This is a genomic window from Streptomyces smyrnaeus (genome assembly GCF_017676345.1).
Taxonomy (GTDB): Bacteria; Actinomycetota; Actinomycetes; order Streptomycetales; family Streptomycetaceae; genus Streptomyces; species Streptomyces smyrnaeus.
On sequence record NZ_JAFFZM010000012.1, the window covers coordinates 49,095 to 65,666 of the forward strand.

At 70.4% G+C, this 16,572-nt stretch carries 12 protein-coding genes and 1 pseudogene; 1 reads left to right on the forward strand and 12 read right to left on the reverse strand.

All coding sequences use genetic code 11. From position 1 onward, the window contains the following. From JW613_RS20190 to JW613_RS20240, 11 genes and pseudogenes are all read right to left on the reverse strand, one after another. Positions 1-867 (reverse strand): rhamnogalacturonan acetylesterase, encoded by an 867-nt coding sequence (locus JW613_RS20190; protein WP_209212231.1) that lies wholly within the window; start codon positions 865-867, stop codon positions 1-3. Further along, on the reverse strand, positions 864-2,237 hold the full coding sequence (locus JW613_RS20195) for an ABC transporter substrate-binding protein (protein WP_209212232.1): 1,374 nt from the start codon (positions 2,235-2,237) through the stop codon (positions 864-866). The genes JW613_RS20190 and JW613_RS20195 overlap by 4 nt, the downstream gene beginning before the upstream one ends. Positions 2,238-2,307: 70 nt before the next feature. Then, entirely contained in the window at positions 2,308-4,347 is a 2,040-nt protein-coding gene (locus tag JW613_RS20200) for a pectinesterase family protein (protein WP_209212233.1), read from the reverse strand. A gap of 55 nt (positions 4,348-4,402) precedes the next feature. Beyond that, the gene (locus JW613_RS20205; RefSeq protein ID WP_209212234.1) at positions 4,403-5,938 is read right to left on the reverse strand and encodes a glycoside hydrolase family 43 protein; all 1,536 of its coding nucleotides are present in this window, start codon (positions 5,936-5,938) and stop codon (positions 4,403-4,405) included. Then, positions 5,935-6,822, reverse strand: coding sequence for a DUF6807 domain-containing protein (locus JW613_RS20210; RefSeq protein ID WP_209212235.1), 888 nt, complete (start codon positions 6,820-6,822; stop codon positions 5,935-5,937). The genes JW613_RS20205 and JW613_RS20210 overlap by 4 nt, the downstream gene beginning before the upstream one ends. Before the next feature lie 7 nt (positions 6,823-6,829). Then, the gene (locus JW613_RS20215; protein ID WP_209212236.1) at positions 6,830-8,026 is read right to left on the reverse strand and encodes a Gfo/Idh/MocA family protein; all 1,197 of its coding nucleotides are present in this window, start codon (positions 8,024-8,026) and stop codon (positions 6,830-6,832) included. Then, entirely contained in the window at positions 8,023-8,940 is a 918-nt protein-coding gene (locus JW613_RS20220; RefSeq protein WP_209212237.1) for a carbohydrate ABC transporter permease, read from the reverse strand. Before JW613_RS20220 ends, JW613_RS20215 begins: the two co-directional genes overlap by 4 nt. Further along, positions 8,937-9,884 carry a carbohydrate ABC transporter permease gene (locus JW613_RS20225; protein ID WP_209212238.1) on the reverse strand — a complete coding sequence of 316 codons (948 nt, stop codon included), beginning with the start codon at positions 9,882-9,884 and terminating at the stop codon, positions 8,937-8,939. Before JW613_RS20225 ends, JW613_RS20220 begins: the two co-directional genes overlap by 4 nt. 153 nt (positions 9,885-10,037) lie before the next feature. Beyond that, positions 10,038-11,816: an L-arabinonate dehydratase gene (gene araD / locus JW613_RS20230; RefSeq protein ID WP_209212239.1), complete on the reverse strand. Its 1,779-nt coding sequence runs from the start codon at positions 11,814-11,816 to the stop codon at positions 10,038-10,040. Then, positions 11,813-12,721 (reverse strand): dihydrodipicolinate synthase family protein, encoded by a 909-nt coding sequence (locus JW613_RS20235; RefSeq protein ID WP_209212240.1) that lies wholly within the window; start codon positions 12,719-12,721, stop codon positions 11,813-11,815. Before JW613_RS20235 ends, araD begins: the two co-directional genes overlap by 4 nt. 148 nt (positions 12,722-12,869) lie before the next feature. After that, positions 12,870-13,508, reverse strand: a pseudogene (locus tag JW613_RS20240) (GntR family transcriptional regulator); the annotation flags it as partial. Positions 13,509-14,036: 528 nt separating this feature from the next. On the opposite strand from JW613_RS20240, the gene JW613_RS20245 reads away from it, so the two are divergent. Next, positions 14,037-15,500 carry an alanine/glycine:cation symporter family protein gene (locus tag JW613_RS20245; RefSeq protein WP_209212242.1) on the forward strand — a complete coding sequence of 488 codons (1,464 nt, stop codon included), beginning with the start codon at positions 14,037-14,039 and terminating at the stop codon, positions 15,498-15,500. Positions 15,501-15,549: 49 nt separating this feature from the next. On the opposite strand, the gene bla is transcribed toward JW613_RS20245, so the two are convergent. Beyond that, the gene (bla, locus tag JW613_RS20250) at positions 15,550-16,500 is read right to left on the reverse strand and encodes a class A beta-lactamase (RefSeq protein ID WP_209212243.1); all 951 of its coding nucleotides are present in this window, start codon (positions 16,498-16,500) and stop codon (positions 15,550-15,552) included. Between the last annotated feature and the right edge of the window lie 72 nt (positions 16,501-16,572).

Sequence of the window (16,572 nt, forward strand, 5' to 3'; positions counted from 1 at the left end):
TCACGCTGTGGGCCAGGTGATCCAGGACTCGGGGATCTCGTCGTCCAGGCGGCGCACCTCCCCGGCAGCGAGGACCCCGCGGACCGCGAGCTGCCGGGCCACCAGCCGGGCCACCTCGATGGCGCCCGGCGGGTTGAAGTGCGTGTTGTCCTGCTCGGTCGCTGTCCAGTTGAAGTACTTCTTCGTCTCTTCGGGGCCGAGTCGCTGCCACAGAGCGAGGGACAGCGCCTGGATGTCGAGCAGCGCCACGCCCTCCTCCTCGGCCAGGGCGCGCATCGCCGCCGGGTAGTCACCGTGGGTGGGCCGGGCGTCGCCCGCGCTGTCGAAGCGTCTGCGCTCCACCGATGTGGCCAGTACCGGGCGGGCGCCACGGTCCCGCGCTCCTGTCACGTACTGGCGCAGGCACTGCTGGTAGGTCGTCCAGGGCTCGGTGTAGCGGCTCGGGTCCTCCACCTTCTCGTCGTTGTGACCGAACTGGACGAGGAGGAGGTCGCCGGGGCCGATCTGCTTGAGGACGGCGGCCAGTCGCCCCTCGTCCAGAAAGCTCTTCGAACTGCGCCCGTTCACCGCGTGGTTGGCGACCGGGACCGTCTTGTGCAGAAAGAACGGGAGCGCCATGCCCCAGCCGGTCTCGGGCGCCGCGGCGGCGTACTTCTGCGCCGCGGTGGAGTCGCCGGCGATGTAGAGGGTGCGCATGCTGCGGTGACCTCCGGTGGGAGCTTGGATCGGTGCTGGTGAAGCCTGGGCAGCCGCGTCGGCGGCTGCGGGGGAGTGCGCGAGGGCGGCCGGGGTGGCGGCCACCGCGAGGGGAAGTCCCGCGAGGGCCGCCACCGCCTGCCGACGGCCCAGTGGCCGGCCGGTTGTCATCCCCGCTGCTCCTTCCACTCGGCCTGAGCCTTGTTGAGCTGCTCGGCGAGGGTGTCCAGGAACTGCTTCGCCGTCATCTTGCCGAGCATGACCTTCTGCAGATTGGGCTCGTTGTCGGCCTTGCTGATGGTGTTCCAGTCGGGCAGGTGGTAGGGCAGCTGGACGATCTTGATGGAGCCGTCGTTGAGGGCCTGTGCGGCGAGCTTGGTGGGCTCGGCCTGCTGCACCCACTCGTCCTTGGCGGCCTCCGTGTTCGAGGGGATGGCCCCGGCCGACTCGTTCCACCGGCTGTTGGCCTCGTGCGAGACGGCGAACTCGATGAACTTCCAGGCCGCCGCCTTGTTCTTGCTGCTCTTGAACAGGCCGAGACCGTCCACCGGGTTGGAGACCTGCACCCGGGTGCCGTCAGCGAGCGTCGGGTTCGGTATGCCCCGGAACTTGTCCTTGCCGAGCGCTTTGACGTGGTCCTGGTAGGAGCCCAGGTTGTGGCTCAGCATCCCGATCCGGCCGCTGTCCCACTGGGCCACCATCTTCTTGAAGTCGTTGTTGACGTCGGCCGAGGGGGTGGTCCTTTTGAACAGGCCGACGTACTTCTCCAGCGCCTTGACGTTCTTCGGGTCGTTGACGGTCGTCTTGTCGCCGTTCCAGAACGAGGTGATGCCGGACTGGCCGTACATCGCGTCCAGCGCCTGCGCGATGGAGCCCTCACCGCCGCGGATGGTGTAGCCGAAGGTGTTCTTGGACTTGTCGGTCAGCTCCTTGGCCGCCTTGTAGAACTTCGGCCAAGTCGTGGGCGCGTCGAGACCGGCGGCCTTGAACATGTCCGTGCGGTACCACAGCGTGCCGTTGTTGGCCGAGGTCGGCACCGTGTAGAGCCGCTTGCCGTCGCCCGAGGCGCGGACACTGTCGACCATGCCGGTGTTCAGCTTGCCCTGCAGCGAGCTGCCTTTGAGGCGCTTGTCGAGCGGTTCCAGCGCCCCCTGCGCAGAGATCCCGGAGAGCATCGCCATGCCCACCCCGCCGACGTCGGGCAGGCCGCCGCCCTGAATGGCGGTGTCGTACTTCGACTGAACGCTCTCGGCGGGGATCCCGACGTACTTCACCTGGATATCGGGGTTCTTGCGCTCGAAGTCCTTGATGATCTTCTTCCAGACCTCGGTGCGGACGCCACCGTTGTTGTCCCAGAAGGTGATCTCGCCCTTGCCCGAGCCCTCGGCGCCCTTGTCGCCCGCGGCCCCGCTGCCGTCGTCACCGCAGGCGGTGACGGACAGCGCGAGGGCGGTGCCCAGGGCGAGGGCCGCGCTGGTACGACGGCGTACCGTGCTGCGGCGGATTCTGCCGCGTGCCGTGCTGCTGCCAAGTCTGATCATGGTCGGCTCTCTTCTGCTGGTGGGACGGAGAGATGGGGCTGTGGAGACGGAAGCGGTGGAGACAGGGGAATCAGCGGTGCGGGGCCCAGCCGTCCGGTCCGGCGAGGTAGTCGGTGACCGTGTGCCGTGCGGCCTCGTCGGCGCTCATCTGGGGCCGGTCGGCCGTCACGGTCGCGCCCGGCCCGTAGTTGCGGTACTCGGTGAAGCGCGCCTCCTGCCACGGGAAGCCGCTCATGTCCGTCCACGGCGAGTCCTTGATCGCCGCGGGCAGTTCGGTGTCCCGGATCAGGACCTGACCGATTGCGTCAGGTTCACCGCCCGGGTGCCAGGGGCGGCCCAGATGGAAGGTGCCGGCGGGCGCGTCGCTGACGATCCGCGAGTCGGTGATCAGGAATCCATATGGGTTCTCCTTCCAGGTCGAGGCGGCCGTGATGTAGCCGTTGTTGCTGGAGGAGCCGCGACTGAGGGCCTTGATGACGCAGTCGTCGAAGACCGTGGTGGCCCGCCCGTAGAGGAAGTCGACGTCGCCCTCGACGGAGGAGTCGTGGACATAGACCCGGCTGAGGCTGCGCAGGTCCGGGCTGTTGGTCATCAGGGTGTCCTGGTTGCCCTCGAAGGCGGTGTTCTCGAAGACGATCCGGTCGCCGGTGGTCTTCATCGCCAGGGCCTGCTCGCCGTCCAGGTCGTGTGCGGCCTCGTCGAAGTCGTTGACGAAGGTGAGGTTGTCCGCCGTGACGTCGTCCGCGGCGATCAGCACGGTGGCGCTGCCCGACGAGCCGCCGTACTCCGCCGGGGTGTCGTGCACGATCCGGGTGTGTGAGCGGTCGTCACCTGTGCCGCGCAGGGCCAGGTGCGGCTTCGAGGCGGGAATACGGACCTGCTCGCGGTAGCTGCCCGGTGCGATCCGCAGCGTGACCTCGCCGTCGTTGCCCTCCGGTACCGCGTCCACGGCGGCCTGCACGGTGGGGTAGTCGGCCGGTACGTTCAGCACGGTCTGCGTGCCGATCGCCCGCTGAGGGCCGGAGAACCGCTTGACCAGGGCGGGGACGGCCGCCGCACGGTCCAGCCGGTAGTCGTAGAAGTCGCGCGGATCGAACGCCTCGCCCCGGGCGTCGTGGCGGCCAAAGGTGCGCTTGAGGATCGAACCGCGCTGGACGAGTTCGGCGGTCTCGTCCGCCTGGTAGGGGTGCTGGACGTCCGCGTAGTAGCTGTTCTCGATCACCATCTCGGTGCGGCCGCGCGCCCAGTTGCCGTACGACCAGACCGGATCGCCGTCGTCGACCTGGGCGGAGAGGTAGTTGTTGTACAGATGCGCGTAGGCGCAGTTGTCAGCCGATGGGTTGCGCTGCTTGGTGCCGTTGAACCAGTTGTGGTCGATGGTGATCTGTGTGGTGACGTTGTCGGTCCAGCCGATGCCGAACGCCTTGTTGTGGTGGTCGAAGCGGTTGTAGGAGACGGTCACGTACTGGCTGTCCTTGCGGATGTCCAGCAGCCCGTCGCCCATGTGCGTCAACCTGTTGTGGTCGATCCACACATGGTCGACGGAGTCCATCTGGATACCGTCGAAATCCTGCGTCTTGCCGTCCCAGTCGCCCTCGACATAGCTGTCGCGGATGGTCAGGTTACGGATGATGACGTTGCGGGTGCCCGGGTTCAGATGCAGTTCGCCGTGCACGATCTCGCCCAGGGTGCCGACGCCGACGAGTGTCTTGTCGGAGGTCACCTCGATCTCGGAGCCGAAGGGCTCGACGTCGATGGTGCCCTTGATGCGGATGATGTAACGCCCGTCGGCCGCGGCGTACTTGGCCAGCGACGCCTGGTCGGTGACGGTGACGACCTCGCCCCCGGCGCCGCCGGTGGTGCCGCCGGCGAGGGAGGCGAAGCCGTGCGGAGTGGGGGAGAGGCGGCCCGCTGCTGCTGTCGCCTCGCCCTTCGGTGCCTCGGTCGCGGTGCTGCCGACCGGCGCGGCGGGCACTGTCGCGGGCCGTGCGGTGGCCGCGGCCACCGGTGGCGTGTTCGCCGGTGTCAGCCCGAGGGCGGCCACCAGCGCGGTGAGGCAGGCGAGGACCCACCCTCGTGTTCGTAAGCGCTTGCTACGCGGCTGCGTCATTGCTGCTCCTCCGCCGAGAGTTGTGAAAGGGCCCCGCCCCAGGGCGGGGCCGAGGTCAGCCGATGGTGCGGAACCGGGTGAACACAGCTGCCGAGGCGTGCCCCGCACCGGACGGTGCGGCGGCGAACAGCCCGAGCAGGGCGCCGACCCAGCGCCATGGGGTCGCCGCGAAGACCGGCCCGGAGGGCCGGAAGCCGTCGCCCGTGTCGGCGCCGAACCGGCAGCGGGCGCCCTGGGACACCTCGATCCGCAGCCGGGCGGTGCCCTTCGGCGCCGGCCGGGGATGAGCGGCGTCCCGTTCCGCGTCCGCGGTCTGCTCGGCGAACCTGTGCACCACGCGGACCGTGCCGTCCTCGCCCCGCTCCAGCCCGATCCACGCGTACGCGTCACCCAGCACCGTCAGCCCGGCGCGCGCGCCCGGTTCCTCGCCGTGCAGGGCCAGGTCCACCTCGGCGGTGAAGGCCGGGGCGGGCAGCCGCTGGGTCAGCACATGCGGCAGCCGCCGCAGATCCGGTACGGCCTCGCCGGGAACGCAGGTGAGCCGCAGCCCGTCACCGCCGCCCTGCACCGTCCAGCCGTCGCGCGGGTTGGCGGTCCACTGCCACTGGGGACCGAACCGGCCCCGTGGGAAGGAGTCGTCGGTGGCGGGGGCCGACACCGGCTGCTCGGGCAGCTCGGGTTTGCGGTGCACCGCGACGGGCTCGCCCCTCGCGCCCAGCTCCGGCCAGCCGTCGTCCCGCCAGCGCATCGGCTGCAGGTGGACGACCCGCCCGTAGGCGCCGCGCTGTTGGAAGTGCAGGAACCAGTCCTCACCGGTGGGGGTGCGCACCCAGCCGCCCTGGTGCGGGCCGTTGACGTCGGTGCTCCCCTGGGAGAGGACGATGCGCTCCTCGTACGGGCCGAAGAAGTTCCGTGCGCGCAGGGCACCTTGCCAGCCGGTCGCCACGCCCCCGGCCGGGGCGAGGATGACGTACCAGCCCTCGTGCCGGTAGAGCTTGGGGCCTTCGAGGGTGAACCAGCCGGGAATGCGGTCGCCGTCGACGATCACCTTGCCCGCGTCGAGCAGCCCGGTCCCGTCGGGCCGCATCCGGTGGCCGGTGAGCCGGTTCTTGATCCCGGAGCGGGACTTGGCCCAGCCGTGCACGAGGTAGGCGTCGCCGGTCTCCTCGTCCCACAGCGGGCAGGCGTCGATGAGTCCCCTGCCCTCCTTGACCAGGTGGGGGCGCGTCCACGGCCCGGTCGCACGCGGGGCGTTGACCTGGAAGATGCCGTGGTCGGGGTCGCCCCAGAAGATCCACAACCGGCCGTCGTGATGACGGATGGACGGCGCCCACACACCGCAGTCGTGGCGCGGCGCGCTGAACGCGGTGACGGGCTCCAGCCGCTCCAGCGCATGCCCGAGCAGGGTCCAGTTGACCAGGTCGCGGGAGTGCAGCAGGGGGAGTCCCGGGACGCGTCCGAAGCTGGAGGCGGTGAGGTAGAAGTCGTCATCGACCCGGACCACGTCCGGGTCGGACCAGTCGGCATTGAGCACCGGATTGCGGTAGGTGCCGTTCCCCAGGTCGGCCGTCCAGGGCAGTCGGGTGCTCATGCGTCCACCACCCCGCCGAGCGCTCGGCTCATGAGCGCAGCGGCCTCGTCGGTGCCGAGCCGTCCGTCCGCCACCACCGTGACGAGGCGGCGTTCGACCGTGCCGCCCGCAGCGAGGCGCAGCCGCGCCCGATGTGCCAGTGAGGAGCCGACGCCCGGGTAGTCGGCCGCCCGGACGAACCACGGATCCTCGCGCGTGCGTGCGGTGGCCCCGGCGAACACCAGCGTCCAGCTCGCCGAGGCCAGCGCGAGCCACGGGGCACAGCTGCCGTGCACCGCGCCCTCCCCCTCGGCAGCGGCGGTGAACACTCGCGGCGCCTTCCCTTCCGCCGGGGCGCGCCGGAAGAAACCGCCGTAGGCCGCGCCGGGCCGGCCGTTGGTCGCGGGGCTGCCGATCGACAGCGGCAGAGCGGTCGCATTGGTGAGCGCGAAGCCGAAGTCCAGGGCCCAGGCGTCCGCACCGAGCCCGACGACGGCCGCGGTGCGGCGCTCCCGCAGCAGCTCGCGACCGTCCGCGACCCAGCTCAGCCGTTCCTCGAAGCCGCCCTCGCCGTGCGCCGCGAACTCCTCGTGCAGCTGGACTCCGTGGTTGTCCAGCTCGGTGGGGCCGCGGCCGGGGACGAAGGTGCGCCCGCCCCAGAAGTTGTGCCCCTCGACGTCGGGAACCACGACACCGACGCCGAGGTGGTGTGGATGGTCGGCAGGACCCAGCTCGGTGACGAGGGTGCCGGCTCGCGTGGTCACCGGGTGGAGGTAGGGCCGCGGGGAGAGCCGCCGGTCCTGCCGGGGCCGGGTGACGTAGCGGCCGACGGACCGGCCCCCGCTCCGCAGCACCAGGTCGGTGTCGGCGGCTGTACTCGTCTCGGGCGTACGTGATCTGGGCACGGCGCGGTCACCTCGCGGAGGACGGGGAGGAGCCGAGCGCCCAGGAAGCGCCCAGCTCGGAGTAGAGGGAGAGAGTGTCGGCCGAGGCCGCGACCAGCCCGTCGACACCCCGTACGGCCCGGCGCGGTGCCGACTCGCCCGGCAGGCTCCGCCAGGCCTCCGGCGGCAGCTCGGTCGGCGCCGGCGCCTGCCGGACGGCTTCGGCCACCCGCATGAACGCGCCCGTCCGGTCGGGCGGGACCAGCAGCCGCGCCCGTCCGGCCAGCTGGGCGACCAGATTCTCCAGCAGGTCGGTCCGGCCGTAGCCGAGCTCGGTGGGCTCGTGTCCGGCGCGGTGCAGCCGTACGCGGTCCCGCTTGTACCAGTAGGTGATCCGTCCGCCGCTGCCGTGGACGACTATGTACGGCTCGCCCGGTTGCTCCGCGCACAGCGTCGCCGCGACGGTGACGGTGGTGCCGCGCGTGGTGGTGATCCGTACGCAGGAGGTGTCGTCGGCCTCGATGGCGTTGGCGCGGAACAGTTCCGTCTCCACCGACGCCACGTCCTCACCCCGGGTGCCGCCGTCGAGTGCCAGTGCGGTGGCGACGGCGTGTGCGAGCGGGTTGGTGAGGGCGCCGTCGAGTACGTCAACGCCGTTCAGTCGGCGGCGGCCTGCCCAGGGGGCGCGGCGGTAGTAGGACTCGTCCCGGGTCCAGGCCCCGGCCCCGCCGATGCCCAGCGGCTTTCCGATCGCCCCCTCGGTGACCAGTGCGCGTACGGCCGGGACGGCGGCCGAGCCCAGCGACTGGAAGCCGATCTGGCAGCTCACCCCGGCGGCGGCCACTCCGTCGGCGATCCTGCGGAACTCGGCCCAGGACGGCGCGGGGGGTTTCTCCAGCAGCAGGTGCACCCCCTGCTCGGCGGCGGTCAGCGCCATGTCGGCGTGGGTGGGGATGGGGGTGCAGACGACGGCGAGGTGGGCCCGGGTGGACGCCAGCAGCGCGGCGAAGTCGGCGGACTGCTCGGGCCGTCCCAGACCGTCGAGCTCCTGCCCGGTGAGCGGCCGCAGTTCGCAGATCCCGACGAGCCTGACGAGCCCGCGATCCTGGAGTCGGCGGATGTTGCGCAGATGCCATCGGCCGTGCCCGCGGGCCCCCGCGAGCACCACGTCGTAGGGAGGGTGTGCGGGCCGGGCCGCGCCGGGTCCGGCTTCGTGTTCGCTCATCCCTTCACCGCCCCGGCGCTGAATCCGGTGATCAGCCACTTCTGGATGAAGGCGAAGACGATGACGACCGGCACCGCGGCGACGACACCGCCCGCTGCGAGCGCCCCCAGGTCCACGCTGTCCGCGCTCATCAGGGTGTTCAGACCGACGGGGATGGTCTGCTTCTCCTGGTTGCTGAGGAACATCAGCGCGAACAGGAAGTGGTTCCAGCTGTGGACGAAGGCGAACGAGCCGACGGCGATCAGTCCGGGGCGCAGCAGCGGCAGTACGACGGCACGGAAGGCGCGGAAGCGCCCGCAGCCATCCACCCAGGCCGACTCCTCCAGCGAGTAGGGCACATTCTTGATGAACCCGCTGATGAGGATCATCGACAGCGGCAGTTGGAAGACCGTCTCCGCGATGATGACACTGCCCAGCGAGTTGATCATCTGCAGTTCGGCGAAGATCTGGAAGAGCGGCACCAGCATCAGCGCACCGGGGATGAACTGCGAGCACAGCAACGCCAGCAGGAAGGCGCGCCGGAAGCGGAACCGGAAGCGGGCGAGTGCGTAGCCGCCGGCGAGCGCGACCACGGTGGTCATCAGCAGCGAGAAGACCCCGACCAGCACGCTGTTTCGGAAGTAGAGGGCGAAGCTGCGCTCGGTCCACACCTTGTCGAAGTGCTCGAAGGTCAGCGGCCACGGGACGAGCGAGGTGGAGCCCGAGGGCCGGAACGCGAACAGCAGCATCCAGTAGAACGGGATGATGGTGAACAGCAGATAGAGGGTGAGCGGGAGATAGATCTGCCAGCGGGGCGCCTCGTCCCAGGCGCGTCGGCGCCGCCGCCCGCTGTGCGGGGGCGCCGGCTGCGCCCCGGACGGGGGAGCGGCCCGGGTCCGGGCGGCCACGGCTGCGGGGGCTTCCTTGGTGCTCACTTGTCCTCGCCTCCGAACTTGCTGAGCCGCAGATAGATGACCGAACAGAACAGCAGCAGCACGAAGGCGACGGAGGTGAGCGCCGAGGCGTAGCCGAAGTCGTGCGAGTCGACGGCGATGGAGGCGATACGCAGCGGCAGGGTGGTCGTCTCGCCCGCGGGACCGCCGCCCGTGAGGGTGTAGAGCAGGTCGACGTTGTTGAACTCCCAGACCGCCCGCAGCAGCGTGGACAGGATGATGGCGTCCTTCAGGTGCGGCAGCGTGATGTGCAGGAACTGCCGCAGTCGGCCGGCGCCGTCCACCTCGGCCGCCTCGTACAGGTCCTTCGGTATGGACTGCAGGTCGGCGAGGATGAGGATGGCGAAGAACGGCACCCCGCGCCACAGTTCGGCGACCACGACGGCGGGGAAGACGGTTCCGGTGTCGGACAGCCAGGAGGTGCCGTACGAGCCGAGCCCGAGGTCGGCGAGGTAACGGGCGATGCCCGTCTGGGAGTTGTAGAGCAGGACCCAGATCACCGAGGTGAGCACGCCGGAGACGGCCCACGGGGAGAAGACCAGCGCGCGGGCCATGGCGCGGCCGACGAAGGTCTGGTTGACCAGCAGCGCCAGTGCGAGGCCGAACAGCAGCTGCAGCACCACCTCGACGGCCACCCACTGGAAGCTGAAGCCGAGGGTGGACCAGAACTGGGGGTCGTCGGTGAAGGCGGTGACGAAGTTGTCGAAGCCCGCGAAGCCGTTGCGCCAGGGCTTGGTGGGGTTGTGGTGCTGCAGGCTGTAGTAGAAGACGCTGAGCACCGGATAGGCGATGAAGCCCAGCATCAGCAGGACGGCCGGTGCGATGAGCAGATACGGGAGCCTGCGCGGCGTCGCTCCCGTACCGTGCCGTCGGGGCGCCCGCGTTCGCCCGGGCGGTGGTTTCGCCACGGCTGCGCCTTGGGCCATGCCTGTGCTCCGTTCTGGGTGGGTGAGCGTGCGGAAAGCACCCTCGGACGCTGTTCGAGATATCGAATATGCGGATCGGAGGTGGTTCGGGCGGGGCGTAGGTGGGGCGTGGCCGGCGGGAGGCCGTCGGCCGAGGCGGGCAGCCGTCAGCCGTCAGCCGGCGTACGGATCGGGCACCGTTCCCGGCCTGGCGAGGAAGGCGAAGTCGCAGCCGGTGTCGGCCTGGGTGATCTGCTCGTTGTAGAGCGCTCCGTAGCCGCGCTCGTACCGCTCGGGCGGCGGTTCCCACCCGGCCGCACGCCGCGCCAGCTCCTCCTCGCTCACCTCGAGCCGCAGGGTGCGCGCCGGGACGTCCAGCGTGATCCGGTCCCCGGTACGGACCAGCGCCAGCGGCCCGCCGACGTACGACTCGGGGGCCACGTGCAGCACGCAGGTGCCGTAGGAGGTGCCGCTCATCCGTGCGTCGGAGATCCGCACCATGTCCCGCACCCCCTGCTTCAGCAGGTACTCGGGAAGCGGCAGCATGCCGTACTCCGGCATGCCGGGACCGCCCTTGGGGCCCGCGTTGCGCAGCACCAGCACATGGTCGGGCGTGATGCCCAGCTCCGGATCGTTGATGGTGCGCTGCATCGTGCGGTAGTCGTCGAAGACGACGGCGGGCCCGGTGTGCTCCAGCAGGTGCGGCTCGGCGGCGATGTGCTTGATGACGGCGCCGTTCGGGCACAGGTTGCCGCGCAGCACGGCCAGTCCGCCCTCGGCGGCGACCGGGTTGTCGCGGGTGCGTATCACCTCGTCGTTGTGGACTCCCGCACCGGCCAGTTGTTCGCGCAGGCTGTCGTGGGCGACCGTGGGCCGGTCCAGGTGGAGCAGGTCGGTGATCCGGGAGAGGAAGCCGGGCAGCCCGCCGGCGAAGTGGAAGTCCTCCATCAGATGAGGGCCTCCGCCGGGGCGGACGTTGGCCAGTACCGGGACCCGGCGGGCGATGCGGTCGAAGTCGTCGAGGGTGAGCCGGACGCCGGCGCGCCCGGCCATCGCGATCAGATGGATGACGGCATTGCTGGAGCCGCCGAGCCCCAGCACGGTGGTCACGGCGTCCTCGAACGCCTCCCCGGTCAACAGCTGGGCCAGCCCGCGCCCCCGGTGGACCAGCTCGACGCTGCGCAGCCCGGCGGCGGCGGCCATCCGCTCGTGACCGGAGTCGACGGCGGGTACGGAGGAGGCGCCCGGCAGCGTCACGCCCAGGGCCTCGGCCGCCGCCGTCAGGGTCGCGGCCGTGCCCATGGTCATACAGTGCCCGGGGGAGCGGGCCAGCCCGCTCTCCAGCTCGCTCAGTTCGCAGTCCCCGATGAGCCCGGCCCGCTTGTCGTCCCAGTACTTCCACATGTCGGTGCCCGAACCCAGCACCTCGCCCCGCCAGTGCCCCGGCAGCATCGGCCCGGCGGGCACGAACACGGTCGGCAGCCCGACGCTCGCCGCCCCCATCAGCAGCGCCGGCGTGGTCTTGTCGCAGCCGCCCAGCAACACCGCCCCGTCCACCGGGTACGAGCGCAGCAGCTCCTCGGTCTCCATCGCCAGCAGATTGCGGTAGAGCATCGGGGTGGGCTTCTGGAAGGTCTCCGAGAGCGTGGCTACGGGGAACTCCAGCGGGAACCCGCCCGCCTGCCACACTCCCCGCTTCACGGCCTGTGCCCGCTCCCGCAGGTGCGCGTGGCAGGGGTTGATGTCGGACCAGGTGTTGAGCACGGCGATCACCGGCTTGCCCAGATGTTCCTCGGGCAGATAACCGAGCTGACGGGTGCGGGCCCGATGGCTGAAGGAGCGCAGCCCGTCGGTGCCGTACCACTGGTGGCTGCGCAGCTCCTCGGGCGCGCGCCGCCCGGGTCCGGGAGGGGCGCCGGGGGAGGATCTGCGCGGGGAGCCCGGCGCCGTCATACGGACCACCCCGCGGCGATGGCCGCGACCTCGGCGCGCTCCGCCTCGGGCAGCATCTTGCTGGGCGGGCGGACGTCCCGGCGGCACAGTCCGAGCGAGGCCAGCGCCTCCTTGACGACGGTGACGTTGTTCGCCGCGCCGTGCGCCGCACGCAGCTCCTCGAAGCGGCGGATCTGCTCCCACCCCTTCATCGCGGCCCGGTAGTCGCCGCAGCGCAGCGCTTCGAGCAGGGTCAAGGAGAGGGCGGGCGCGACGTTGACCAGGCCGGAGGTGAATCCGGTGGCGCCCATGGCGAAGTACGGGGGAGCGTACGGCTCCGCGAGTCCGGCCACCCACACGAAGCGCTCCAGCCCCGCGTCGCGTGCGAAGGCGGCGAAGCGCACCGCGTCCGGTACCGCGTACTTGACGCCGATGACGTTGGGGCAGCTGTCGCCGAGCTCGGCGAGGCGCGCCCCGCTCAGCCGGGGATCGCGGACATAGGGCACGACACCTAACTCGGGCACCTCCTGGGCGATCGCCCGGTGGTAGTCGACCCAGCCGCTCTCGGAGACATAGGGGTGCGCCGGCTGGTGCACCATCACCATTCCCGCGCCCACCTCGCGGGCGTGCCGGGCGGCGGCGACCGCGGTCGGCACATCGTGCCCCACTCCGGCCAGCACCGCGGCGCGGTCCGCGGCCACCTCGACCGTCAGCTCGGTGACAGCCCGCCGTTCCGCCGGGGTCAGTGCGTAGAACTCACCGGTGTTGCCGTTCGGGGTGAGGCTCCGGATGCCGTTGTCCACGAGCCGGCGCAGCAGTGCGCGGTGCGCCCGCTCGTCCACGGTGCCGTCCTCGGCGAACGGGGTCACGGGGATCGCGACCACATCGGCGAGCGCGGCCCGCTGGGCCTCATGATCCATGGCCATGTCCGGCCCCTCCGTCCTGGGCCGCGGCGTCGTCGGCCGCGGTCTCGTCTGCTGCGCTGCCGTCGGTGGTGGCACGGGCCGCCGTGGGACGGCCCGCCGCGGTGCTCGCCGCCATGGTGTTCGCCGTCGTGGCGTCGGCCGCCGTGGTGTCGGCTGCCGCCGGGAAGGCGCGCCGTACGAACGAGGCGATATGTGCGTGGACGGCCTGTGCCGCGCCCTCCGCGTCGCCCTCGACGGCGAGTCGCAGGATCTCCCGGTGCTCGTCGGCCTCCCGCTGCCAGGACGGGTCGGCCGCCCAGGCCACGGCCGAGACCAGGGCCGCCTGGTCGCGGACCTCGTCGAGCATCCGGGTGAGCAGCGGGTTGCCGCAGGGCTGGTACAGGGCGCGGTGGAACTCCCGGTTGGCCAGGGAGCGTTCGGCGGCGTCGGTGGCCGCGTCCGCGCGGTCGAGAGCTTCGCGGGCCGTATCGAGCGCGGCGCTCCTTCGCACCGCGCGGCGTACCGCTTCCGGCTCCAGCAGCAGCCGTACGTCGTAGACCTCCCGTGCCATCGATGCGTCCACCGTGCGCACCGTGACGCCCTTGTACTGGCTCATCACCACCAGCCCGGTCCCGGCCAGCGTCTTGAGCGCCTCGCGCACGGGCGTCTTGGATACCCCGAACTGTGCCGCGAGCTCGGTCTCGACCAGCGTCTGGCCCGGCGACAACTGGCCTGTGAGGATGCGGTGTTTGATCGCCTCCAGCACATATTGCGTGCGCGAGGGGATGGGGGTCGGGACGGTCGTCATGGGCCCTCGGATCTCACATATCACGTCTCATATATGACGTACGAAGTACGACGGTCCGAAGGTAGAAGGGGGTCCGGGCGACGTCAACGCTTCGGACACGACCAGTTACGCAGCTATGATGAATGTGCCATCGCGAACATCGATGTCGGTCACCACATCTCACCTTGGAGGCCTGTCCAAGCGGCACGATGCAGAGCGCAGCGGCCGGTCGTCGTGTGGGCGTCGACGGGTTGTTGTGTGTGCTCAGGGGCGGAGAAGTGCCCGAGCAACTACAAGAATTTGCACTCGACGAAAGGGTGTCGATCTCTGTGTGGGAAGTCGTTCAGCAGGGCCGGGCTCCACGTCCTCCACGTCCATGGGGCCCATGTGATGGATGGGGCTCACGTGGCTCGTGGGACCTGTGAGATAGGGCATACCGCTCAGCGGTGCAGGCTGTCCGGACGGCCGAGTAGTCTACGGAAGATTTTCGGAACCTTGTCCCTCGGTTGGTGCTGCGTGCACCAGCTGTGATCTTCCCGAGGACGCCGCGTGGATTCGCTCAACTCGTTCATTCTGGACGTCAACGACGTCTTCTGGACCTACCTCCTCATCCCCCTGGTGGTAGGTGCCGCGCTGTACTTCACGCTCCGTTCACGAGGGGTGCAGTTGCGGCTGCTGCCCGAGATGGTGCGGGTGCTCGGCGACAAGAGTCAGCCGGCCCCCGACGGCCGCAAGCAGGTGTCGTCCTTCGGCGCCTTCACCATCTCCGCCGCCGCCCGGGTCGGCACCGGCAATGTCGCCGGCGTGGCCGCCGCGATCACCGCGGGCGGTGCGGGCGCCGTCTTCTGGATGTGGGTGATGGCCCTGCTGGGTGCCTCGTCCGCGTTCGTGGAGGCCTCCCTCGCCCAGCTGTACAAGGTCCGCAACCGGGACAGCGACGGCAAGGAGTCCGGTACCTACCGCGGCGGGCCCGCGTACTACATGCAGCGCGGCCTCGGAAAGCGCTGGCTGGGCCTGGTCTTCGCGGTCGTCATCACCCTGACCTTCGGCTTCGTCTTCAACGCCGTGCAGTCCAACACCATCGCCTCGGTCGCCCAGGGCTCCTTCGGGGACGACTTCCCCGTGGCGGGCGCGGGCGTGGCCGTCGTGGTGCTGCTGGCCCTGGTGATCTTCGGAGGCGTCCGGCGGATCGCGACGGTCACCCAGCTCGTCGTGCCGGTGATGGCCGTGATCTATCTGCTGCTCGGCCTCGCCGTCGTCATCCTCAACATCACCGACGTGCCGCGCGTCTTCGGGGACATCGTGGGCGGTGCCTTCGGCTTCCGCGAGGTCGCGGGCGGTGCCGTCGGCGCGGCGATCCAGCAGGGCATCCGGCGCGGGATGTTCTCCAACGAGGCCGGTCTGGGCTCGGCGCCCAACGCGGCGGCGACCGCCGAGGTGTCGCACCCCGTCAAGCAGGGACTCGTGCAGACGCTCGGTGTCTTCTTCGACACGCTGCTGATCTGCTCGATGACCGCCTTCATCATCCTCACCACGAACCCCTCGCTCTCCGAGCGCGGCGGCGCCGATCTGACGCAGTCGGCACTGGAGGACACGCTCGGTGGCTGGGCGGGGCACGTGCTGACGCTGGTCGTCTTCCTGCTCGCCTTCTCCACGCTGATCGGCAACTACTACTACGGCGAGTCCAACATCCAGTTCATGACGGGGACGGCCAGCCGCTGGGTGCTGCCCGGCTACCGCGTACTGGTACTGGGCGCCGTCTTCGCCGGGGCGCTCGGCTCGGTGGACGTGGTGTGGAACCTCGCCGACGTCTTCATGGGCGGTATGGCGCTGGTCAACCTGGTGGCGATCCTGCCCCTGTCGGCCATCGCCTGGAAGCTGCTGGACGACTACCTCACCCAGCGGCGCCAGGGCCTCGACCCCGCCTTCTTCCGGGACCGGCTGCCGGAGCTGCCGGGTGAGATCGAATGCTGGTCCGCTCCCGCGGAGGCGAAGGCCGCCGACAAGGCTTAGAGACCGGCGGCCCTGCGCAGTTCCCCGCGCCCCTTTGGGGCGCGGGGAACTACTTCAGCTGGGTGGCGACCACGGAGGCGGCCTCGGACACCAGCTTGTCGTCGTAGTCGGCGTCCCGCTCCGAACGCTTGGACATGACCGTCACCACGAGCGGAGCCTTGCCGGGCGGACGGACGACGGCGATGTCGTTGCGGCTCGCGTACCGGCCCGCGCCACTCTTGTCGGCGACGGTCCAGTCATTCGGAAAGCCGGCGTTGATCAGCGTCTTCCCGGTGGGGCTCTCGCGCATCCACGTGTTGAGCTGGGCGCGCTCCTTCTTGTCGAGGGCGTCACCGAGTGCGACGGCGCGCAGATCCTCGGCGAAGGCGCGGGGCGTGGTGGTGTCCCGCTTGTCGCCCGGTGTCGCCTCGTTGAGCTCCCGCTCGTAGCGGCTGGCGTGGGTGACGTCGTCGCCGAGATCTTCGAGGAAGGCGTCGAGTGCCTTGGGCCCGCCCAGCTCGCGCAGCAGCAGGTTGTCAGCGGCGTTGTCGCTGTACCGGACGGTGGCCGCGCACAACGCCCGCAGGGTCATCCCCTCGTCCACATGCTTGCTGGTGACGGGGGAGTGCGGGAGCAGGTCCTTCTTCTTGTAGGTGATCACCTTGTCGAGGCCGCTGAGCGAGTGCTTGTCCAAGATGGCGGCGGCGGTGAACGCCTTGTGTGTCGAGGCGTAGGCGAAGCGCTCGTCCGCGTGGTAGGAGATCTCCTGGTCCGACCCGGTGTCGACGGCGTGGACGCCGAGCCGCGCGTCGTACTTCCGCTCCAGCTTCTTGAAGGCCGCAGCCACCTCGCCCCGTGCCTTGTCGGGCGCCCCGGACTTCGAGGACCCGGCCGACGACTCGGCGGACGACTTGGCGGAGGAGCCGGCCGGGTCGTCGCTGCCGCAGGCCGCCAGTGGCAGCAGGAGCGCGAGGCTGCCGAGTGCGCCCAGGGCGGTGCGCCGGGCTGTGGTGGTGCGCATGGTGGTCGATACCTCCGACTGTCCGAAACCGGTCTGCCTCGGGGCGCGGCGCGGCACGGCGAGCAGCGCGGT

What these genes read in the sequence shown, in the direction of transcription:
- JW613_RS20190 (WP_209212231.1), bottom strand. Translation starts at nt 867, where the DNA reads ATGACAACCGGCCGGCCACTGGGCCGTCGGCAGGCGGTGGCGGCCCTC.
- JW613_RS20195 (WP_209212232.1), bottom strand. Translation starts at nt 2,237, where the DNA reads ATGATCAGACTTGGCAGCAGCACGGCACGCGGCAGAATCCGCCGCAGC.
- JW613_RS20200 (WP_209212233.1), bottom strand. Translation starts at nt 4,347, where the DNA reads ATGACGCAGCCGCGTAGCAAGCGCTTACGAACACGAGGGTGGGTCCTC.
- JW613_RS20205 (WP_209212234.1), bottom strand. Translation starts at nt 5,938, where the DNA reads ATGAGCACCCGACTGCCCTGGACGGCCGACCTGGGGAACGGCACCTAC.
- JW613_RS20215 (WP_209212236.1), bottom strand. Translation starts at nt 8,026, where the DNA reads ATGAGCGAACACGAAGCCGGACCCGGCGCGGCCCGGCCCGCACACCCT.
- JW613_RS20225 (WP_209212238.1), bottom strand. Translation starts at nt 9,884, where the DNA reads ATGGCCCAAGGCGCAGCCGTGGCGAAACCACCGCCCGGGCGAACGCGG.
- araD (WP_209212239.1), bottom strand. Translation starts at nt 11,816, where the DNA reads ATGACGGCGCCGGGCTCCCCGCGCAGATCCTCCCCCGGCGCCCCTCCC.
- JW613_RS20235 (WP_209212240.1), bottom strand. Translation starts at nt 12,721, where the DNA reads ATGGCCATGGATCATGAGGCCCAGCGGGCCGCGCTCGCCGATGTGGTC.
- bla (WP_209212243.1), bottom strand. Translation starts at nt 16,500, where the DNA reads ATGCGCACCACCACAGCCCGGCGCACCGCCCTGGGCGCACTCGGCAGC.